Consider the following 18,433-nt stretch of genomic DNA (forward strand, 5'->3'; position numbering starts at 1 on the left):
CTGTGTTCCGTGGCACGCGGCGCCCGCATGCCGGGGCCGTGAGCCGACGACAGGTGACTCCGTCATCCGGAGGCCGGGTCTCGGGCCTTTCGCCGACGTCGTGCACGCCTGTTCTTCGGTGCCCCCCCCACGAGCCCCGCTGTCTTCGACGGACCCCTGAACATCGGGCCGTTCACGCAGCGCATGGCTACGGCCGAACCTCAACGCCCCTTAGGAACCAGCCGTGGCTCTCCCCAACGCCACCATCTCGGGGACTCCCCCTCCCGAACTCACCAACACCATCGTCCACACCGGCACCCGGACCGTCACCTGCGTACTGGCAGCCTCCGGCAACCGGGTGCTGATCCAGGTGGAGGACCACGGCACGGAGCCGACCGCCCCCACCCGCCGAATCGTTGTGCCGCACGAGGAAAGAGGCCGCGGGCTGACGCTCGTCGAAGCCGTGTCCCAGTCCTCGCGCGCGACCTTGCCGGACAGCGGGATCAGCGGCTGGCGGGTCTGGGCGACGTTGAACACCGCAGCTGAGTAACGGACTTCGATGCACAAGGAAACGCGAAGACTCCGGGGCATCGGTATGGCTCTGGAACTGTTTCGGCACCGGTGGACCTACTCGGTTCTCGTCGCCCTTCTGGAGGGCCCGCTGCGCAGTGGCCAACTCCTGCGCTGCATCAACGAAGGAGTGGCGCGCGACGCGGAACTCCTGGGCGCGTACGTTCTGCGTCCGAGCGTCTTCCTGACCAGGCTCCGGCAGATGGAGGCGGAAGGACTCCTGCTCGTCCGACGTCCCGGTGCCGAAACCGGGAACGGCTCCGAGGCGGAGGAGTTGACGCTGGCGAGCAAGGAACTGCTGCGGTCCACGTACGCAATATCCGCATGGGCGACAGACCGGAGTGACCACTTGGCACGCGCGCTGCGAAGACAGCGCCGACCTCGACGAACCACCCGCCAGCCAAAAGACGTTGACCCCCGAGCAGGAGCACTGGCGCAGAACAGAGATGACGCTCGGGGTACTTCGTCCTCGCTGGGCCTTCGCCATCCTGGTCCAACTGAGCCACGGCCCCCAGCGGCCGACCTCCGTCACGGAGGCCGTCAACGCTGGCATCGACCGCAACCGCGACCTCACTGGGGACCGTTCCCTGTCGGAGAAGATGTTCTGGGACACCCTCCACCGGCTCGTCGACGCCGGTCTCGTCGTCCACTTCCCCCGCTCCGGCCAGATCGCCTCCACCGCCCGCTGCGCTCTCACCCCGGCTGGCTACGAACTCCTGGACGCCCTCGCCTCGGTGGGGGAATGGGCGATCCGGTATGAGGAGGAACTTCTCGTGATCGTGCGCCGAAGACGGGGCCTGCTTGACCCGGACGGGTTCTGAACGGTCGCACGTACGGCCCCACTGCCGTCAACTGGGCGATGTAGTGCCGGAGTTGGCTGTCTGGTGACGAGGGGGCGGATGATGCTTGTCATCGGTGTTGTACGAGAGTGCGGGCGGCTGTCCGGTGCCATCGACCGCCCGGGGAACCTCAGTTGGCGAGGCTGAAGTCCCCGCCCACCGGCGCGACGATCTTCACGACCTCGGCACTGGTCAGCCCGAGCACCGTCGTGGCCGTAGTGCGGAAGTTGATCCACGTCCTGTCGCCGAGCTGCCCCGAGCGGTTGTCGCCCCACGACTTGAGCTGCTTCTCCTGAGCGTGCACGGCGCCCGGCGCGAAAACGGTGGCGTAGGTAGTGACCGGGGGGAGTGCGGTGAGGAGGGAGCAGAGCGTGGTGGCGAGCCTGCGGCCTACGAGGCGGGCGCATGGACGGGCCCTTACGGAGATCACGAAGTTGGTGTGATCTTCGTGCGGCCCGGCGTGCGCCGTGGACGTCTTCACGGTCGGGTTCACTCGTTCGGAGAACTGGTCGCATGAGCAAACAGGACAAGTCGCATCTGAGGGTGGGTTTCGGGGCTACGGACAAGAGTTCCAAAGTCACGCGAATGAGACCAGTTTCTGACGTGCTCCCGTTCCCACCTTGCAGTGTGAACGGGAGCACGCGGTACATGTGGGGGCGCCGGTACGTCGGACGGCGATCCGCATCGTTCGCGAGGTGATGAACTGTGGCGGCCTTAGGGACGCGTACGTCTGTGAGTCAAGTCGGTATGGCAGCACTGGTGTTGCTGGCCGTCGGCTGCACATCGGCGGGGGAGACCTCCTCGGGCGGAGAGGAGACGACGCCCGCCGGGTCGGTTCCGGTTTCCTCGCCCGCGGTGTCGTTGGCGGAAGTCGCGCGGGAACGGGCGTCGGCGGCGTACGTGGGCATGTGGCGGGACATGGCCGAGGCGGCGAAGACGTCGGACTGGAAGGCGCCGCGTCTGGGTCGGTACGCCACGGGGGACGCGCTCTCGATGATCTCCCGCAGTGTCTACACGGATCACCGCAACGGCCTGGTGACGAAGGGGGCGCCGAAGAACTACCCCAAGGTGATCTCGACGTCGCCGGCGGAAAACCCGACGACGGTGATGGTCTCCGACTGCGGTGACTCGACGAACTGGTTGAAGTACCGGGCGGACACCGGGGAACTCGCGGACGACGAGCCCGGCGGCCGGCGCGCCATCACGGCCGAGGTAAAGAAGTACAGCGGAGTATGGAAAGTCTCCCGTTTCGCGGTCGAGGCGGTGGGTTCGTGCTGAATCGGTTGGCCCTGTTGGCGGGACTGTCGCTGGTCATGGTGGGGACAGCTACGATGCCTGCGATCGCCGACGACGGGTGGGGATTGACTCAGTGCCACCAGGCGCCGAGTTCCGGGTGCGAACTCGGGGCGGGACGCGGTGAGACTCGTGAGGATCCCCCGACGGAACGGCTGGGTTCTTCCCGTCCGGGCGGTACGTCCACCGACGGTGGCAACGAGGGGCCGGTGGTGCCGAAGTTCTCGGACCCGGATCTGAATCTGGCCGAGTGTGCGTACGAGCGCAGTGACTTCGAGCCGCCGCCCGATGTGGTGCGGACGTTGTACGAAGGCGGGGCGGGCGGTGGGGGAGTGGTGGCCGCTGCGTACCGTCCCGTCGTGCAGGTTGCGGATCCGAAGCCAGGGGAGCCAGGCGCCTGGTACGTGTACAAGTGCGCGGCGGGCGGCGTACGGGACGCGCTCTACCGGCCCCCGGTCTGGATCCCCGACGGCCCGCAGGAGGACGGCGGCGTGCCGTTGCCTTCACCCGCACAACTCGCTCAAGTCGCGCGTGAGCAGCTCCGGTTGCCGTCGCCGCGGATCGAGGCGAGCCCGGTGGGGGAGCAACTGGTGCATCTGCCCACGTGGTTGTGGCTGGACCGGCAGGCATGGGGCGCGGTGTCGGCGACGGCGTCGGTGCCGGGGGTGTCGGTGACCGCCGTGGCGAGGCCGACGTCGGTCGTGTGGAACCTCGGCGACGGCGGCTCGGTGACGTGCGACGGTCCCGGCACGCCGTACGACAAGAGCGTGAACTCGAAGAGCCCTTCCCCTGACTGCGGTTACACGTACCGCATCTCGTCGGCTGGTGAGCCGGGTGAGGCGTACGCGGTGTCCGCGACGGTGGACTGGACGGTGACCTGGTCCGGTGCCGGGCAAAGCGGTGTCTTCCCCGGCCTGACGACCACGTCGACCGCGGAGTTCCGGGTCGCGGAGAGCCAGGCCCTCAACAGCAGCGGCGGCTGACCGCCGCACTTCGTGGCGTCACCCATGGACGGCGCACGCCACCTTCTATTCGTGGTTCTCCCGGTTCGGGAGAGTTCTGTGCCGGGAGGCACCCGTTGGCGAACACTCGAACGTTCCCGCACTCCGTCGGCTCCGGACGCGGAAGCCCGCCCGCTGGCCGCAGTCGGTCCTCGGCGCGCATGAGCGGCGTTCCGCGCCCCCGGCGCCTGCCTTATCTCCTGGTCGGTGTGCTGCTGGTGCTGGGCTGCGCGGCGGGTGGTGTGGCCGTCGCGACGCAGGCCGGTGAGAAAGAGCCGGTGTTGGTGCTGGCCCGTCCGGTGACGGTCGGCCAGGTGCTGTCGGGGAGGGATCTGCGGGAGGAGAACGTGGCGTCCGAGGGGCTGGCGCTGGTTCCCGTGGGGTCGCGCTCGGCGGTGGTGGGCCGTCCGGTGGCCTACAGCCTGCCCGCCGGAACCCCGTTGACGAAGAGCGTGCTGGGTACGGCGAGCGTCCCGCCTGCCGGGCAGGCGGTCGCGGCGGTCGGGCTGAAGGCGGGCCAGTTCCCGCCCGGGGTCCAGCCGGGCAGCCGGGTGAGCGTCGTCATGGTCCCCGCCGAGGACACCGCGACGCCCTCGATGCCGACGGCCTGGTCCGCGACGGTGACCGATGTCCGCGGTGACGGCACCGGTCAGTCCACGGTGCTGTCCCTCCTGATGCTCCAGGCCGACGCCCGCGAGGTGGCGGCGGCGCCGTCCGGGCAGCTGAGCGTCGTCATGGAACACGGAGATGGCCCGTGACCCTGGTGGCGGTGGGCAGTCTCAAAGGCTCTCCGGGGGTGACGACGGCGGCGGTGGGGCTGGCGGCGGGATGGCCGTCGGGCGGTCACCCAGTGGTCGTCGAATGTGACCCGGCCGGAGGTGATCTCCTGGGCCGGTTCCGTCTGGAAGTGGACCCGGGGCTGGTGTCGTTGGCGGCGGCTGCCCGCCATCGCGCGGGTCCGGGGCTGGTGTGGCAGCACACGCAGCGTCTCCCCGGTGGCCTGCCGGTGGTGGCCGCTCCGGTGGGCGCGGAGCAGACCCGCACGTCCCTGGCCCAGCTCACGCGGAAGGGGTTCGAGGTGCTGCGGTGGGCGGCGGCCCGTCCTGGCACGGTCGTGGTCGCCGACTGCGGACGCCTCGACCCCGGCTCCCCGGCGTGGCAGGTGACCGAGGGCGCCGAGGCCCTGATCCTGCTCTCCCGTGCCTGCGATGACGCCCTCGCGCATGTCGCGACCGGCTGGCCCGCGGTGGCGCGGGGCACCCGGCACCCGTACTTCGTCCTGGTCGGAGACGGATATCCCACGGCCGAGGTGGCCCGGGAACTCGACATCGCGGTGACGGCCCGTCTGCCGTACGACCCGAAGGGCGCCGCAGTTCTGGGCGGACGCCCGGGCCGCCGTAGCGCGCCCTCCCGCTCACCCCTCGGCCGCACCCTGGCACAACTCGCCGACCACATCGCCTCCTTGGCCGCCGCCCCACCGCAGGAAGACACCACGGCCCTGCGCATCCAGCCGGCCGAGCACCGCACCGATCCGAGAACGTCGTGGAGCGAGGTATCCCGATGACCGAACCACGCAAGACCTACCGCGTTCTGCCCGTCGGCGGCATCATGCCCCCGACGGACGGACCCCGTCCGGCCATGTCCCCCGGTCTCGGCGAGCGCCGCATGCAGACCGTGCCTCCGGCCGAAGCCCTCCGCCTCCACCTGCGCACCCGCCTCGCCGAACAGCTGACACAGCGTCTGCGCGCCGACGAGGAGGCCGGCCGCCCGCCCGTCCCGGACACCGACCGCATGGTGCTGGCCGGGAAGATCCTCGGCGACGCCGCCGAGGAATACACCCGCACACTCCTGGCCGGCGGGCGGGAGGCGCTGGCGGCGGACATCGAGCAGGCCGTCATCACGGCTGTCCTGAACGAGGTGTTCGGCGCGGCCGGCCTGGAGCCGCTGCTGAAGGATCCGCGGATCGAGAACATCAACGTCACCGGTGACCGGGTCTTCGTCCGCTACGACGACGGCCGCCGCGACCGCCTCCCGCCGGTCGTCGCCTCCGACACCGAACTCGTCGATCTGATCCGCAGTCTGGCGGCGCGCTCCGGGATCGAGGAACGCCGCTTCGACCGCGCCAGCCCCGGCGTCAGCTTCCAACTCCCAGGTGGGGAGAGGGCGTTCGCGGTGATGGCGCTCACCCGGCGGCCGTCGCTGTCGATCCGCCGGCACCGCTTCCAGCACGCCACCCTCGCTCAGCTGCGCCACAGCGGCACCTTCGACCCCGGCCTGGAATCCTTCCTCGCCGCCCTGGTCCACGCGCGCAAGAACATCCTCGTCACCGGCGGCACGGGCATCGGGAAGACGACGATGCTGCGCGCCCTCGCCGCGGAGATCCCGGCATGGGAGCGGCTGGTGACGGTCGAGGACGTCTTCGAACTCGGCCTCGACACCGACGAACAGGCGCATCCGGACGTCGTGGCGATGCAGGCCCGCGAGGCGAACATCGAGGGCCGGGGCGAGGTGAGCGCGGCGGACCTGGTGCGCTGGGCGCTGCGGATGTCCCCGGACCGGGTGATCGTCGGCGAGGTCCGCGGCCCGGAGGTGATCCCGATGTGCAACGCCATGTCCCAGGGCAACGACGGCAGCATGGGAACGCTCCACACCTCCAGCAGCCGGGGCGCGTTCACGAAACTCGCCGCCTACGCCGTCCAGGGCCCCGAGCGCCTCTCCCTGGAGGCCACCAACCTCCTGGTCGCCTCCAGCGTCGACTTCGTCGTCCACCTCGACCGGCCGCGCGGCCTGCCCGGCAAACGCGTCGTCTCCTCCGTCCGCGAGATCGTCGACGCCGACGACCGGCAGATCGTCTCCAACGAGGTCTTCCGCCCCGGCCCCGACCTGCGCGCGATCCCCGGCGTCCCGCTGCGCACCGAGACGCTGGAGGACCTCGTCGCGGTCGGCTTCGACCCCGCCCACACCGACCCACCCGCCTGGCGGCGGGCATGACCGCGCCACTCCTGGGACTCCTGGGTTCGGGGGTCGGCTGCGGCCTTCTCATGGTCCTCCACGCGTGGCGCTCCCCGGCCGCCACCCTGTCCCGACGTCGGCGCGCGCGGCGTCCGTACGCCGGTCGGTGGGCGGTGGCGGCGGTCGGGGCGGGGGTGCTGGCGTGGGTGGTGACCGGCTGGATCGCGGGCGGTCTGCTCGCCGGGACGGCCTCCTGGAGCCTCCCGCACCTGCTCGGTTCCGGTACGGCGTCGCGCGAGCGCACGGCCCGGATCGAGGGGATCGCGGGGTGGACGGAGATGCTGCGCGACACCCTCGCCGCCGCAGCCGGTCTGGAGCAGACCATCCAGGCCACCGCCCCTGCTGCACCCGACGCGATCCGGCCCCAGGTGACGGCGATGGCGGCCCGCCTGGAGCAGGGTGAACCCCTCATCGCGGCCCTGCACCGACTTGCCGACGACCTTCAGGACCCGACCGCCGACCTGGTGATCGCCGCGCTGGTCCTGTCCGCGCAGCACCAGACCCGCCAACTGTCGCCTTTGCTGGGGGAGTTGGCGGCCACGGCCCGTGCGCAGGTGGAGATACGTCACCGTGTCGAGGCGGGCCGCGCCCGCATCCGTACGACGCAACGCGTCGTCGTGGTCACCACGTTCACGTTCGTCGCCGGGCTGATCCTCCTCAACCCCGCCTTCCTCACCCCCTACGACACCCCGGCCGGACAGGTCGTCCTGCTGGCGATCGGCGGCCTGTTCGCGGTCGCCTTCACCTGGCTGCGCCGCATCGCCCGCATCGAGGAACCGGAACGCTTCTTCGCCACCACCCGCACTGAGGAGGCGAGCGGATGATCGCGCTGGCCCTGCTGGGCGCCGGAACCGGGCTGGGCCTGTGGGCGTTGACGGCCTGGCTGGTCCCACCCCGCCCACCCCTGGCCGACCTGACCGCCCGCCTCAACGCCACCCCCACCCTCCCCACGCCCCCTCCCACCGACACCGGCGGCTGGGCGGCCCGCCTCGGCAGCCCCTTCGTCGGCCTCCTGCGCGCCGCCGGACTCCCCGGCCCTACGACGGTCCAGGACCTGGCCGTCACCGAACGCTCCCACCACACCCACCTCGCGGAGAAAGCCGCCCTCGCCCTCACCGGCCTCCTGCTCCCCGCCACCGTCGCCACCCTCGCGGCCCTGACCGGCCGCCCGCTGTCCTGGCCCGTCCCCCTGGCCGCCGCCCTCACCGCAGCAACCACCGGGTTCTGCCTCCCCGACCTCACGGTGAAGGCCGAGGCCGAACGCCGCCGCACCGCCTTCCGCCACGCCTTGGGCGCCTACGTCAGCCTCACCCACGTCCTCCTGGCCGGAGGTGCCGGTATCGAGGGCGCCCTCACCGACGCCGCCCGCGTCGGCCACGGTCGCTCCTTCCGCCACCTCCAGCGCACCCTGACCACCGCCCGCCTCACCCGCACCACCCCCTGGACCGCTCTCGCCCATCTCGGCGAACAGCTCCACATCACCGAGCTGACCGAACTCGCCGCGTCCTTGTCCCTCGCCGGCACCGAAGGCGCCAGAGTCCGGGCCTCTCTCGCGGCGAAGGCGGGCTCGATGCGCCAGCGCGGCGCCACCGACGCCGAGGGACAGGCCAACGCCGCCACCGAACGCATGGCTGTACCCGCCGTGTTGATGGCCTTCGGCTTCATCGTCTTCGTCTTCTACCCCGCCCTCATCCAGATCACCAACGCCCTGTGACAGTAAGGAAGTTGAGGATGTCCCTGCTGAACCGGTCCCTGTCCCGGGCGAGGGCGTTGCTGCACCGCCTCGCTCACGGTGACGACCGCGGCGTGACGACCGAGTACGTCATCTGGATCGCCGGACTCGCCACCCTCGCCCTCACGGTCCTGGGGATCTTCCGCCCGGAGATCGTCGCGGCGGCCAAGAACGTCGTCCTCAAGTAGGCCCGCCGCGATGCCCGTTGCTCAGTTGTCCAGACGCTTCCGCGGTGATGGGGGAGCGGTCACCACGGAACTGGTGATCGTCATGCCGTTGCTGCTGACCCTGGTCCTGCTGCTCGCGCAGGCCACCGTCTGGTGGCACGCCGTCCACATCGCCCAGACCACCGCCGCTCAGGCACTGGCGGCCACCCGCGTCCAGGACGGCACCACCGAATCCGGCCGGGCCCAAGCCCGCCACGTCCTGGGCCAGCTCGGCACCGGCTCCCTGCGCGACGTACGGATCACCGTGACCCGTACGGCCGACCACGCCGACGCACGCATCACCGCCACCGCCACCAGCGTCGTCCCCTTCCTCCACCTGCCTGTCGCCACCCACGCCTCCGGGCCGGTCGAACGCTTCCGCCCCGTCCAGGCGGCGCCATGAGACGAGGGTGCGGAACGCGCGGCTCGGCGACGGTCGAACTTGTCCTGCTGGCACCGGTGTTGCTTTTGATGCTGTGGTTCCTGGTCTACTGCGGACGCCTCACCGACACCCGCCTGCGCATCGAGAGCGCCGCCCACCAGGCCGCCCGCGCCGCCACCCTCGCACACACCCCGTCCACGGCCGCCGCCGAAGCCCGCACCACCGCCGCCACCGTGCTGCGCGACGCGGGTGTCACCTGCCGGAACCTGTCCGTCACCGTCCACGGCACCCTCACCAACGGTTCCGCCCTCACCGTCGCCGTCACCTGCACTGTCGACCTCCACGACCTGGCCCTCCTCCAGGTCCCCGGCACCACCACCCTGACCGCCGACTTCACCGCACCCGTCGACACCTACCGCTCAGAGGGGGGCACACGATGAGTGAGGTCCGGAGTTCCGTGCTCGGCTCGGACGCGAACTTGCGTGAGGCAGGCCGTCCGCGCGGTCACCCAGACGGCCTCGAACTCCCCGGCGCTGAGGGCCTGCGCCTCGTACCCGTCCCACTCGTCGACCGGCGACTTGGCCGTGACACCGAACGTCGCCTCGTACTCCGCGAGCGTTCCGGCCTCCCGGGCGGCCTCCCGCTCGGCCGAGGATGCCGCGGCGACGGGCTTCTGGAGCGGCCCCTGGAGTTCGACCTGGCGGGTGACCCAGCCGTCGGCGGCGACCTCGAAGTAGAAGCAGATGCCTTCCTCGGCCCAGCAGCTGCGGAACCAGCGCGTCATGAGGTCATTGTCCCGGACGCCGGGTGCTCACAGATCCTGCGTCCAGACCCCCGTCGGGTGTTCCTCGGGGCGCAGCGACAACTGGGGCTGGAGGTCCAGGAGTTGTTCGCCGCCGGGCTGCCAGGGGAAGACGCCGTCACGGTCGGGCCAGACCACTTGGAGGAACGGGAACCGCGTTGTGCGGTAGTAGCCGATCGCGGTGCCGAAGAACGCCTCGTACCAGCGGTGGTCGACAGTCTTGAGAACCACCGGGACGTTCGTGACGTCGTGCCGCTCCTGGCCGGCCGTCACCGTCTGCCCGTCGACGGCTCGCCGGCCGAGGTCGTCGAGGATCGTGTGCATCAGGCGGACGTCCAGGCCGAACATCGCCAGCTCGGGGATGCGATGGCCGTGCCACAGACCGATTGTGTAGGCCCAGCCCGGCCCGTGCTCGTCGGCGGGGGCCATCGTGACCTGGAAGCCGTGCCGGCGGATGGTGTCGACGGTCGACCGGGTACGGGGGTCCAGGCCGGTGACGTCGTCGCAGACGACGCAGTGGCAGGCGGGGCGATCGGTGGGCACGATGCCGAGGTTACGCGGTGCGCTCGCAGGACCTCGACAGCCCGGGGGAGCCGTTCGCCGGTACATGTGAAACCCACGGCCGTACGGCAGTTGACGCCGGCTCGCGAGACACCCCCACCCGGACCCGCCACGCGACGCCGCCGTACCGGAGACGACGGCCAGGTCACCCCGTTCGTCGTCATCCTCGCTGCCGCGGTCGTCATGTTCGCCGGCCTCCTCCTCGACGGCGGCCTCGCCCTCGCCGCGAAGACCCGCGCGCTCGGCGAGGCACAGGAAGCCGCCCGCGCCGGCGCCCAGGCCCTCGACCTCACCGCCTACCGCGCCGACGGCACCGTACGCCTCGACCCCGCCCAGGCCCGCGCCCTCGCCCGGACCTACCTCGCCACCACCGACGACACCGGCACCGTCACGGCCACCACCACGACGGTCACCGTGACCGTCACCGCCCACCAGCCCACCCAACTCCTGCGCTTCCTCGGCCTGGACACCCTCACCGTGACCGCCACCGGCACCGCCCACCCCGTCCGCGGCATCACCACCCCCGACCCCTGACAAGGCCCACCCATGACCACGCACCGAAACCCCGCACGACTCCGACCTGCACACCGGCGAGGACAACACGGTGCCGTTCTGGTGCGCGGCCTGCTCGCCACCGGGATGCTCACGGCCCTGGCAGCCGGCATCCCCTGGGGACTGATCCACTACATCGGCCGGCCGCTGCCGCGTACGGTCCCCACCCGGCCGGAGATCGAGACGGTGCTGCTCACCCCGATGAGCAGCACCTTTTTGCTGAACGCCCTGGCGTGCCTGCTCTGGGTGTCCTGGGCGGCCTTCGTCCTCGACATCGCCCGAGCCGTCCTGGACGAACTCCGCGTCCTGCCCCGGCCCGCCCTGTCCCACACCGGCCCCCTCGACACCCTCGCCGCCGCCCTGGTCAGCGCGATCCTCGTGACGGTCCTCGCACGCCCCGCCGTCGCAGAGGCTCCAGCAGCGACCGTCGTATCAACATCCCTACAGGCCAAGCATGCTGACGTCTCCTGGGGAGTTGTCGCGCAGACGGCGGGAGAGCGGCGTACGGCGGGGACGGTAGAAGTCCGGCCACCCCACGACGGCATCTACGACAGCCTCTGGCACATCGCGGAACGCACCCTCGGCGACGGCAACCGCTGGCCCCAGATCTACGCCCTCAACCACGGCCGCCCCCAACCCGACGGCCACACCCTCACCCACCCCGACCTGATCCGCCCCGGCTGGATCCTCCGCCTCCCAGAAGACCACCAGGTCCGCCCCGCACCGACTTCCCCGCCCAGGAAGCCGCCCCACTCCAACACCCCCACCACACCCGCCCCTTCACCCACCTCTCCTGTCCCGGACCCCGCGCCGCGCCGAACCCCTCATGCCGAGCCCGGCATCAGCCTGCCCACCGGCGCCTACGTCGGCATCGGCCTCGCCGCCCTGGTCACCGCCGCCCTGGTCACCGCCCGGCTCCGCCAGCGCATCCACTACCGCCCCGGCAGCGGCGACCGCTCCGACCTCACCCTCGCCCCCGTCGTCCGCGCCCTGCGCATCGCCCACGACACGACAACCCAGCCCGACCCGGCCGAGGACGCGGCTGACAGCCCCGCCCCACCACCAGCGGACGGCCGCGTCATCGGCGTCAACGAGGGACAGGCCCGCGTCCTGGACCTGGCCCGCACCCGAGGCATCGGCCTCATCGGACCCGGAGCCCCCGACGCCGCCCGCGCCCTCCTCGTCGCCGCACTCGCCGAACCCGCCACCGAATTCATCATCCCCGCCCCCGACATCGAACCCCTCCTCGGCGATCTCACCGACCACCCCGCCACCCTCCACATCACCGCCACCCTGGATGCGGCCCTCGACCTCATGGAAGCCGAACTCCTCACCCGCACCCACACCATCTCCGACCACGACCTGATCCTCATCGCCACCCCCGCCTCCCACGCCGAACACCGTCTCCAAGCCATCCTCGACAACGGGTCCACCCTCCACCTCGCCGGCATCCTCCTCGGCCCCTGGCCCCCCGGCGGCACCGCCCACCTCCACCCCGACGGAACCATCGCCGCCACCAGCACCGCCCTCGCCGCCCTCACCGGCACCCGCCTCTTCACCCTCCCCGCCACAGACACCCACGACCTCCTCCGCCTTTTCCACCAAGCACAACCCCGCACCCACAACCCGCAGGTCGTCCCGCTCCGAACACGCCGACGCGACACCGCCACCGAAGCCCCCGGCCCCCGGCGGGAACCACCACGGAGGAACACCCCCGGCCCGCCACCTCGTGCGACACCGCGGGAGAGCCCCCAACCCCCCGAAGCCGAAGACGCCCAGGACACGGCAGACCCTCCACCACCTCTGCGTCTGACCGTCCTCGGCCGCACCCGCCTTCTCCTCCACCCACCCGACAACAGCGAACCCACCGACCTCACCCCCACCCTCACCCGCCGCCAACGCGAAGTCCTCGCCTACCTCGCCCTCCACCCCGACGGCACCCACCGCGACACCCTCACCGCCACCCTCTGGCCCGACGCCCCACCCGACCGCCCCTACAACACCTTCCACGCCACCGTCAGCCAACTGCGCCGCACCCTGCGCACCGCCACCCACAACACCATCACCGACATCACCACCTGCACCGACAGCTACTACACCCTCGACCCCGACCAGACCGACGTCGACCTCTGGCACCTCCAACACGCCCTCGACACCACCCACCACCTCCCCGAACCCGAGCGCCGCCCCGCCCTGGAACACACCATCGACCTCTACACCGGCGCCTTCGCCGCCGACCTGAGCGCCGACTGGACCGAAGCACCCCGCGAAGCCCTGCACCGAGCCTTCCTCGACACCGTCAGCAGCTTGGTCCGCATCCTGCGCACTACCGACCCCGAAGAAGCTCTCACCCTCCTTGAACGCGCCCGCGTCTTCGACCGTTACAACGAGGCCGTCTACCGCGACATCGCCCGCTTCCAGGCCCACCTCGGCCAACACGACGCCATCCCCCGCACCCTTGCGCTGCTCACCACCGTCCTCGGCGAGATCGACGAGGAACCCAGCCAGGAAACCCAGGAACTCTGCGAGGCCCTCCAGCAGTCGCAGCACACCCGACAGACCACCGGCAGACGACCGACGGACTGAGGCGTCCGGAGGGTGCTGTGCGTTCTGTACATGCCTGCTGTGGTTGTCACCGGCTCCTCCGGCATGGCTGTCCTGGCCGGTACCGAGATCGTGGGCCGCTGCTGATGGCTGAGACCCTCGGCGCCACCCTGCGGCCCCCGCGCGGGGGCGGACTGCTCACCGGAACGTACCGGGGCAGCGCTGAGGGATGCCTGACCGACCTGGGTGGGGTCATCCACACCGAGAACACCGGCCCAAAGCCGGCCGTCGTCGACGCAGTCCTGCCTGTTGCCGGGGAGCCTCCGGCCGGGGGTACCCCCAGTGGCGATCACGACGGCCCGGTAGACGGTCTGGTGGTTGACCCGGGCCTTGCAGTAAGGCGAGTCCAGATGGATGCAGGGGAAGCGGGTGTGGTCCGGGGCACGGAAGACGGTCAGCTCCGTGTGGAGGGCGCCGCAGATCCGGGAGACCTCGTTCTTGGCAGTCCAGGTGTCCCCGCCCGGGGCGTCCACGCTGCGAGTGGACACGCCGTGCACGTATGCCTCCATGAGGACCGTGTAGAGCGCTTGGCCGATGCGGCGCCGGCGCTCCAGCAGCGACGCGAAGAAGCTGACGGTGCGAACTTCGGGGATCGCCAGGTGCAGGTCCCCGGCCTGCGTGGTCAGCAGCTTCTCGCGGTGCCCGTTGCGCCAGGTCGTGCGCGTCTCGGTGTGCTCGCCGCGCTCCGCGCCGATGTGCGCAGTGGCCTTGACCTCGACGAATTCCTGCGGGATCCGCTGGGCCAGAACCCTGACCAACTCGATTCCGTCCGCCGTACGCGGTGGCTCCATCAGGCGGAGTCCGTCGTGGAAGCCGACCAGACACAGAGCGAGGCCGCGCTCCGTGCCGTCATAGAACGCCTCCTTCGGGGTGGCCTCTCACCGGGCGGAAAGCGCGATCCCAAGACGCTCGTGCCCCTGGCGGGAGTCGCCCGCATCGGCTTCTACGCGAAGAAACACCCTGACGGCAGCGTCCGGCCAGGTGCCTACCAGTACCTGGCCGCAGAGTTCGAGCGCTGTCGTGCCGCAGCCCTGCACGCCCGTCCGTGAGGCACGTACCGGAATCAGAAGTGCTGCCGAGGACGGCCACGCAACCGAGGTGCGGCACATGGGCGAAGTCGCCGCGCGGCCCGCGCCGGGCGGTGCGCTGCTGCGCGGCCTTGGCGATCGCGTGGGCCTGCCCTACGCCGCCGCTCCCGGCCGGGAAACCGTCGGAACGGGCGATCGGACTCCGGGCGGGGCGGAACTTCCAGAGCGCAGCGGCGATGTCCCCGTCGGCGTAGCAGAAGCAGTCGGCGGACAGGACCGCGAGGCCGCCGCACCGACGATGGTGCTCTCGACATCCTGTTCGCCGGTGAGGTGTGCGCCCACGCTTGTTACGGACCCACCACTTGAGCATGGTCCAGGCGGTTGCCGGCCAGCAGAAGCCGGGGCCGCCGCCTCCAGTTCGTCGCGAGCGTGCGGTGACAATTCGGGAGGGGGTACGGCGAAGTCCTCGAAGCCGGCCGTCGACCGGGCGAGGTTCTTCCCGGCGTCGTTGCGCTGCAGCCACGCCTCGCCGTCACCGGGGGAGACCATGCGGGCCCAGCGGCGCGGGTCGTCCAGCTCCTGGTGGGCGGTCTGGGATGAGTGGCGGCAGCCGATGTGTACGGTCAGCTCGGCGTGCTGCGTGAGTTCGGTGACGGTGCCGTAGCTGTCTGGAAGTGCGGGGAGCCGTCGGCCGCGTTGCTGGCGCTGGTGGTGCCGCAGTGATCCGGCTCGCACCGGCGTCGGAGGGGGTCGGCCTGGTCCTCAGGGTCTACGTCGTCGGCGCCGAGAACATCGGCACGCCGTACGGCGACCCTGCGAGATACCTCCTGATCGTGCTGCTCGCTCTCGCCGCGGGCGGGCAGAGCGAGACCATCCGCGCGCTGGCTGTCCTGGACCTCACGACGACCGTGCTCACGCTGACCATCACGGGTATTGCGTCCGACACCGGGCCTGCGTTGGACGCGGAGGCACGACTGGCCCCCGTACCGTCTCGCCCCTGGAAATCTTTCGTCATTTTCGCGCCGATGAGCGTGCTCAAGAAGTTGGCCGTTCTCTCGGCCTCTGGGCGGGGCAACGAGGAGCAGGCGAAGCGGCCGGATCCTCGTCTCGGACAAGCCGATAACCCGGAACCATTCCGTGCGCGAATACATTTCTACTGCCTTGCCCTGGAGGGGGCAGGGGAACTCGCACACTCGGAAGGTCAGCCTTTTAGGAGATGTGATCGCGCTCGGGTGTTCCGATGCGGCTTCCTTTCTCGGTTCCTATCTCGATTCTTATCTCAGTACTCATTAGACAGGAAGCCCCCCGGGGTTGGCTTTACTGCAGGTCGGAAGGTGTTTAAGTCCTGCCGATACCCTGCGCAACTAAGTACCCAGAAGGGGTCCCTGAGTAGACGCATGATGGGACGGCAGGGTGCGTTGCAGGCAAGCGGCATTTTTTGCATGGAATGAATTACTTTCTGATCCCTATGTCCTCCATTCCCCCCATTCGCCCTCTCTTCTTTCTTTCTGCGTGCGGCCGACTTTCCTGTTCCGGATTGGCGATTCGGCCTTTCGGTGGGTTGCGGGAATGGTGAACGGTCGCCATTCGGGGTGTTCTGGATTTCTCTAGGCAATATGGGATGGCTGTCCAATTCAGGTTGCATTGCGCTGGAATGGCGAGACAATTGAATTACCGGAACCATTCGAAATGGCGAGTGCCCCAGATGATCGGAGAGGGTCATGGGAAATCAGGCTACAGGAACCGAGAATGCGGCGATCGGGAAGAGCGATCCGGTCACGGCGGAAGATCTCAAACACGTGACAGAGGAAGACTTCGCCGAATTACGGAGCATCGCGCGCCGCTACTGCCGCGCGGTCGACGCGACCCGTTCCCGCAAGCGCATGGACGGCAGTGCGACCGTCGCACGGAGCGCCCGTGCCCTCTATGGCACCGATGACGTGAGCGACGACGTGACGCAGGACGCGGTCTTGATCTTCGCGAAGCGGCTCAGGGAGATCGTAGAGAAGTACGAGGTGGCGGCAGTATGGGTGGCGACCCGCGAACCGTGCGCGTGGCAGTACGTCCGCCGGGACGGTGAAACGATCATCGTCACGCGGAAGAAGATCCAGTACTGGGCGGTGCGGGATGCCGCCGCCGGGAACGGCTACCGGCTGGACGGCAAGCCAGGGGAGAACGGCGGAACCTCACAGAAGCGGATCACGCGCGGCGCCCCGCAGTCCGACAGGCTTTCCGTGCTCGCGGTAACCCCGTATCTGGCGGGCAACAGTGCGGAGATCTTCCGGCTGGCGTGGGGCGACGGGAGTGAATTTCCGCTGCTCCGTTCGGCCCTACGGCACGCCGCTGACGCGGACAACCTTGGTCGTGCTGGTGTGCTGGGCAAGGTTGCCCAGGAAATCTATGGTGGCGCCCCCGAGTCATCGTCCTTGCTAAAGCGCGTACGGAAAGAGGGAGTCAGGGAATTGCGATCCCTGTCGGCAGCCCTTGACGCCGTGCGGGATGAAATGGTCTACCGCAGCACGAGGCGGCAGGAATCGGAGTGAACGCGAAAACCATCCCGGTGACCCCCGAGCCCGAGTGGCCGGGGGTCACCGACGCAAGGCGTGAAAAATCTTCAAGAAAATCCAATATCGTCGGCAATCGAGGGTTCCCGGATCCCGTATTTAGGTGAGAGTTCATCGCGCTTTAGCGGTCTTTCACTGGCTGAGTTCCACCTGAACGCGCGTCTTGTACGCGCGCTGACCGGGGTGCTCATGCCGGAGTCCCCATGTCCTGACCCATTGGAGAAGGATCATGGAAACAAAAAGTGCGATCAAGTTGATCTCTGACGTGATCTACAAACCCGGTTGGGTGTTTGTCGCCAGTGATCACACAGGCCGTTTCGAGGATGCGATCACGGTCCGGATCGAGTACCCGGCGCGCAACAGCAACCGGGACCAAGCCCTGTCGGGCTACGCGGAGGAGATCACCACGTACGCGGAATTCCCGTTGGTCGTCAAGGACTGCACCGACGAGGACCTGTACGCGGAACTCCTCCGGATGATCATCTCGATCGAGGAACACGAAGCACGGGAGTTCCTGCGCGTGGAGCCGACCCAGTGGGCACCCTTCCACCCGCACCGGGCGGACGGGATGCGCCGCTGGGCGGCGCGTACGGGCCGGGATCTGAGCGCCGATCTTCAGTTCGGACTGGCGTGATGTCCCCCCGGACGTGGCACCTGATCGGCTGGTGCGCGCTGTTCTTCCCGCTCGGACAACTCGTCGGGTTCTATGCATACCGGTGAGCGCGTCTGCCGCGTGGCATGGGTGCGGCGTCCCCCGTCAAGGGGATGCCGTCGCCCGTCCGCAACAGGCACATGATCGAGGAGAAGGTCATGCAGCTCATCCACGACGCGACTGCCTCTGTCGTCGAACCGGGCGCCACGATCCACCTGGCGTCCGGCCCGAGCGAAGGGCAGGCGTGGCGGTTCGAGAAGCTCAGCGAGCATCCGACGGACGGTCACCGCGTGCACGCGAGCCGCTCGCACCCCCGGATCGGCCGCGTCCACCGGGAGTTCCACCCCCGGCTGTTCGGCTGCTCCGTGAAGACCAACCTCCCCTGGTACGCCGACCGGGCGCGCCTCCTGCACGTCGTGCAGCACACGGGAGCGACGTGCGTGAGTGCGTTCACAGCGGCGGTCATCGCGTGGATGGTCCACGAGTACGGCAACGCCGAATGGGCGCCCGTGCTGACCATGCTGGGCGTGCACGCCGGGGAGTGACTGTCAGGCCATGAGGGGCGCGCGTCCATGCCGGGACGCGCGCCCTTCTGGCCGTGCAGTCCCGTACGGCCCCCGCCATGCCGGGCGGGAACCCCGTGAGGAGAGGAGCGG

The 18,433-nt window shown here is 69.8% G+C and carries 23 protein-coding genes and 1 pseudogene; 20 read left to right on the forward strand and 4 right to left on the reverse strand.

Annotated elements, in window-relative coordinates:
* The first annotated feature begins 223 nt into the window (after positions 1 to 223).
* Both ACQCO7_RS39005 and ACQCO7_RS39010 read left to right on the forward strand, forming a co-directional pair.
* Positions 224 to 529, forward strand: a complete 306-nt coding sequence (locus ACQCO7_RS39005; protein WP_464076243.1) for a hypothetical protein — start codon at positions 224 to 226, stop codon at positions 527 to 529.
* Between the two features lie 361 nt (positions 530 to 890).
* Positions 891 to 1,370 (forward strand): winged helix-turn-helix transcriptional regulator, encoded by a 480-nt coding sequence (locus ACQCO7_RS39010; protein WP_464076244.1) that lies wholly within the window; start codon positions 891 to 893, stop codon positions 1,368 to 1,370.
* A gap of 148 nt (positions 1,371 to 1,518) precedes the next feature.
* On the opposite strand, the gene ACQCO7_RS39015 is transcribed toward ACQCO7_RS39010, so the two are convergent.
* Entirely contained in the window at positions 1,519 to 1,869 is a 351-nt protein-coding gene (locus tag ACQCO7_RS39015) for a hypothetical protein (protein WP_464076245.1), read from the reverse strand.
* Between the two features lie 266 nt (positions 1,870 to 2,135).
* On the opposite strand from ACQCO7_RS39015, the gene ACQCO7_RS39020 reads away from it, so the two are divergent.
* From ACQCO7_RS39020 to ACQCO7_RS39065, 10 genes are all read left to right on the forward strand, one after another.
* On the forward strand, positions 2,136 to 2,666 hold the full coding sequence (locus ACQCO7_RS39020; protein ID WP_464076246.1) for a hypothetical protein: 531 nt from the start codon (positions 2,136 to 2,138) through the stop codon (positions 2,664 to 2,666).
* Between the two features lie 227 nt (positions 2,667 to 2,893).
* Positions 2,894 to 3,664 carry a hypothetical protein gene (locus ACQCO7_RS39025; protein WP_464076247.1) on the forward strand — a complete coding sequence of 257 codons (771 nt, stop codon included), beginning with the start codon at positions 2,894 to 2,896 and terminating at the stop codon, positions 3,662 to 3,664.
* 179 nt (positions 3,665 to 3,843) lie between these two features.
* The gene (locus ACQCO7_RS39030; RefSeq protein WP_464076248.1) at positions 3,844 to 4,440 is read left to right on the forward strand and encodes an SAF domain-containing protein; all 597 of its coding nucleotides are present in this window, start codon (positions 3,844 to 3,846) and stop codon (positions 4,438 to 4,440) included.
* Between the two features lie 11 nt (positions 4,441 to 4,451).
* Positions 4,452 to 5,246: a hypothetical protein gene (locus tag ACQCO7_RS39035; RefSeq protein WP_464076249.1), complete on the forward strand. Its 795-nt coding sequence runs from the start codon at positions 4,452 to 4,454 to the stop codon at positions 5,244 to 5,246.
* The gene (locus tag ACQCO7_RS39040; RefSeq protein WP_464076250.1) at positions 5,243 to 6,673 is read left to right on the forward strand and encodes a CpaF family protein; all 1,431 of its coding nucleotides are present in this window, start codon (positions 5,243 to 5,245) and stop codon (positions 6,671 to 6,673) included. Before ACQCO7_RS39035 ends, ACQCO7_RS39040 begins: the two co-directional genes overlap by 4 nt.
* The gene (locus ACQCO7_RS39045) at positions 6,670 to 7,518 is read left to right on the forward strand and encodes a type II secretion system F family protein (RefSeq protein ID WP_464076251.1); all 849 of its coding nucleotides are present in this window, start codon (positions 6,670 to 6,672) and stop codon (positions 7,516 to 7,518) included. The genes ACQCO7_RS39040 and ACQCO7_RS39045 overlap by 4 nt, the downstream gene beginning before the upstream one ends.
* A complete protein-coding gene (locus ACQCO7_RS39050; RefSeq protein WP_464076252.1) occupies positions 7,515 to 8,408 on the forward strand; it encodes a type II secretion system F family protein in 894 nt (297 codons plus the stop codon). Before ACQCO7_RS39045 ends, ACQCO7_RS39050 begins: the two co-directional genes overlap by 4 nt.
* A gap of 17 nt (positions 8,409 to 8,425) precedes the next feature.
* Entirely contained in the window at positions 8,426 to 8,614 is a 189-nt protein-coding gene (locus ACQCO7_RS39055) for a hypothetical protein (protein ID WP_464076253.1), read from the forward strand.
* Positions 8,615 to 8,624: 10 nt separating this feature from the next.
* Positions 8,625 to 9,035, forward strand: a complete 411-nt coding sequence (locus ACQCO7_RS39060; protein ID WP_464076254.1) for a TadE/TadG family type IV pilus assembly protein — start codon at positions 8,625 to 8,627, stop codon at positions 9,033 to 9,035.
* The gene (locus ACQCO7_RS39065) at positions 9,032 to 9,454 is read left to right on the forward strand and encodes a TadE/TadG family type IV pilus assembly protein (RefSeq protein ID WP_464076255.1); all 423 of its coding nucleotides are present in this window, start codon (positions 9,032 to 9,034) and stop codon (positions 9,452 to 9,454) included. The genes ACQCO7_RS39060 and ACQCO7_RS39065 overlap by 4 nt, the downstream gene beginning before the upstream one ends.
* Here the strand turns inward: ACQCO7_RS39065 and ACQCO7_RS39070 are convergent.
* Together ACQCO7_RS39070 and ACQCO7_RS39075 are read right to left on the reverse strand one after the other, a co-directional pair.
* Entirely contained in the window at positions 9,427 to 9,798 is a 372-nt protein-coding gene (locus tag ACQCO7_RS39070; protein ID WP_464076256.1) for a hypothetical protein, read from the reverse strand. The genes ACQCO7_RS39065 and ACQCO7_RS39070 overlap by 28 nt on opposite strands.
* A gap of 27 nt (positions 9,799 to 9,825) precedes the next feature.
* On the reverse strand, positions 9,826 to 10,359 hold the full coding sequence (locus ACQCO7_RS39075) for a DUF4262 domain-containing protein (protein WP_464076257.1): 534 nt from the start codon (positions 10,357 to 10,359) through the stop codon (positions 9,826 to 9,828).
* 66 nt (positions 10,360 to 10,425) lie between these two features.
* On the opposite strand from ACQCO7_RS39075, the gene ACQCO7_RS39080 reads away from it, so the two are divergent.
* On the forward strand, positions 10,426 to 10,911 hold the full coding sequence (locus ACQCO7_RS39080) for a pilus assembly protein TadG-related protein (RefSeq protein WP_464076258.1): 486 nt from the start codon (positions 10,426 to 10,428) through the stop codon (positions 10,909 to 10,911).
* 81 nt (positions 10,912 to 10,992) lie between these two features.
* Complete coding sequence (locus ACQCO7_RS39085) at positions 10,993 to 13,515, forward strand: hypothetical protein (protein WP_464076259.1); 2,523 nt, start codon at positions 10,993 to 10,995, stop codon at positions 13,513 to 13,515.
* A gap of 269 nt (positions 13,516 to 13,784) precedes the next feature.
* Here ACQCO7_RS39085 and ACQCO7_RS39090 read toward each other — a convergent pair.
* Positions 13,785 to 14,324: pseudogene (locus ACQCO7_RS39090) on the reverse strand (transposase); the annotation flags it as partial.
* Positions 14,325 to 14,339: 15 nt separating this feature from the next.
* On the opposite strand from ACQCO7_RS39090, the gene ACQCO7_RS39095 reads away from it, so the two are divergent.
* The 6 genes from ACQCO7_RS39095 to ACQCO7_RS39120 all read left to right on the forward strand — a co-directional run bounded on the left by ACQCO7_RS39095 (position 14,340) and on the right by ACQCO7_RS39120 (position 18,322).
* The gene (locus ACQCO7_RS39095; RefSeq protein WP_464076260.1) at positions 14,340 to 14,582 is read left to right on the forward strand and encodes a hypothetical protein; all 243 of its coding nucleotides are present in this window, start codon (positions 14,340 to 14,342) and stop codon (positions 14,580 to 14,582) included.
* Positions 14,583 to 15,161: 579 nt separating this feature from the next.
* Positions 15,162 to 15,284 (forward strand): hypothetical protein, encoded by a 123-nt coding sequence (locus ACQCO7_RS39100; RefSeq protein WP_464076261.1) that lies wholly within the window; start codon positions 15,162 to 15,164, stop codon positions 15,282 to 15,284.
* Positions 15,281 to 16,012 carry a DUF1275 family protein gene (locus tag ACQCO7_RS39105; RefSeq protein ID WP_464076262.1) on the forward strand — a complete coding sequence of 244 codons (732 nt, stop codon included), beginning with the start codon at positions 15,281 to 15,283 and terminating at the stop codon, positions 16,010 to 16,012. The genes ACQCO7_RS39100 and ACQCO7_RS39105 overlap by 4 nt, the downstream gene beginning before the upstream one ends.
* Before the next feature lie 270 nt (positions 16,013 to 16,282).
* Positions 16,283 to 17,104, forward strand: coding sequence for a hypothetical protein (locus tag ACQCO7_RS39110; RefSeq protein ID WP_464076263.1), 822 nt, complete (start codon positions 16,283 to 16,285; stop codon positions 17,102 to 17,104).
* 250 nt (positions 17,105 to 17,354) lie between these two features.
* Positions 17,355 to 17,759 carry a hypothetical protein gene (locus ACQCO7_RS39115; RefSeq protein ID WP_464076264.1) on the forward strand — a complete coding sequence of 135 codons (405 nt, stop codon included), beginning with the start codon at positions 17,355 to 17,357 and terminating at the stop codon, positions 17,757 to 17,759.
* Between the two features lie 104 nt (positions 17,760 to 17,863).
* Positions 17,864 to 18,322 (forward strand): hypothetical protein, encoded by a 459-nt coding sequence (locus ACQCO7_RS39120; RefSeq protein ID WP_464076265.1) that lies wholly within the window; start codon positions 17,864 to 17,866, stop codon positions 18,320 to 18,322.
* Positions 18,323 to 18,433 lie beyond the last annotated feature (111 nt).

Source organism: Streptomyces saintjeani (genome assembly GCF_055409605.1).

Bases quoted from the DNA above. Each gene is read 5' to 3' on its own strand.
- ACQCO7_RS39115 (WP_464076264.1), top strand. From the start codon at position 17,355: ATGGAAACAAAAAGTGCGATCAAGTTGATCTCTGACGTGATCTACAAA.
- ACQCO7_RS39030 (WP_464076248.1), top strand. From the start codon at position 3,844: ATGAGCGGCGTTCCGCGCCCCCGGCGCCTGCCTTATCTCCTGGTCGGT.
- ACQCO7_RS39070 (WP_464076256.1), bottom strand. From the start codon at position 9,798: ATGACGCGCTGGTTCCGCAGCTGCTGGGCCGAGGAAGGCATCTGCTTC.
- ACQCO7_RS39045 (WP_464076251.1), top strand. From the start codon at position 6,670: ATGACCGCGCCACTCCTGGGACTCCTGGGTTCGGGGGTCGGCTGCGGC.
- ACQCO7_RS39060 (WP_464076254.1), top strand. From the start codon at position 8,625: ATGCCCGTTGCTCAGTTGTCCAGACGCTTCCGCGGTGATGGGGGAGCG.
- ACQCO7_RS39020 (WP_464076246.1), top strand. From the start codon at position 2,136: ATGGCAGCACTGGTGTTGCTGGCCGTCGGCTGCACATCGGCGGGGGAG.
- ACQCO7_RS39065 (WP_464076255.1), top strand. From the start codon at position 9,032: ATGAGACGAGGGTGCGGAACGCGCGGCTCGGCGACGGTCGAACTTGTC.
- ACQCO7_RS39050 (WP_464076252.1), top strand. From the start codon at position 7,515: ATGATCGCGCTGGCCCTGCTGGGCGCCGGAACCGGGCTGGGCCTGTGG.
- ACQCO7_RS39055 (WP_464076253.1), top strand. From the start codon at position 8,426: ATGTCCCTGCTGAACCGGTCCCTGTCCCGGGCGAGGGCGTTGCTGCAC.
- ACQCO7_RS39110 (WP_464076263.1), top strand. From the start codon at position 16,283: ATGGGAAATCAGGCTACAGGAACCGAGAATGCGGCGATCGGGAAGAGC.
- ACQCO7_RS39120 (WP_464076265.1), top strand. From the start codon at position 17,864: ATGGGTGCGGCGTCCCCCGTCAAGGGGATGCCGTCGCCCGTCCGCAAC.
- ACQCO7_RS39040 (WP_464076250.1), top strand. From the start codon at position 5,243: ATGACCGAACCACGCAAGACCTACCGCGTTCTGCCCGTCGGCGGCATC.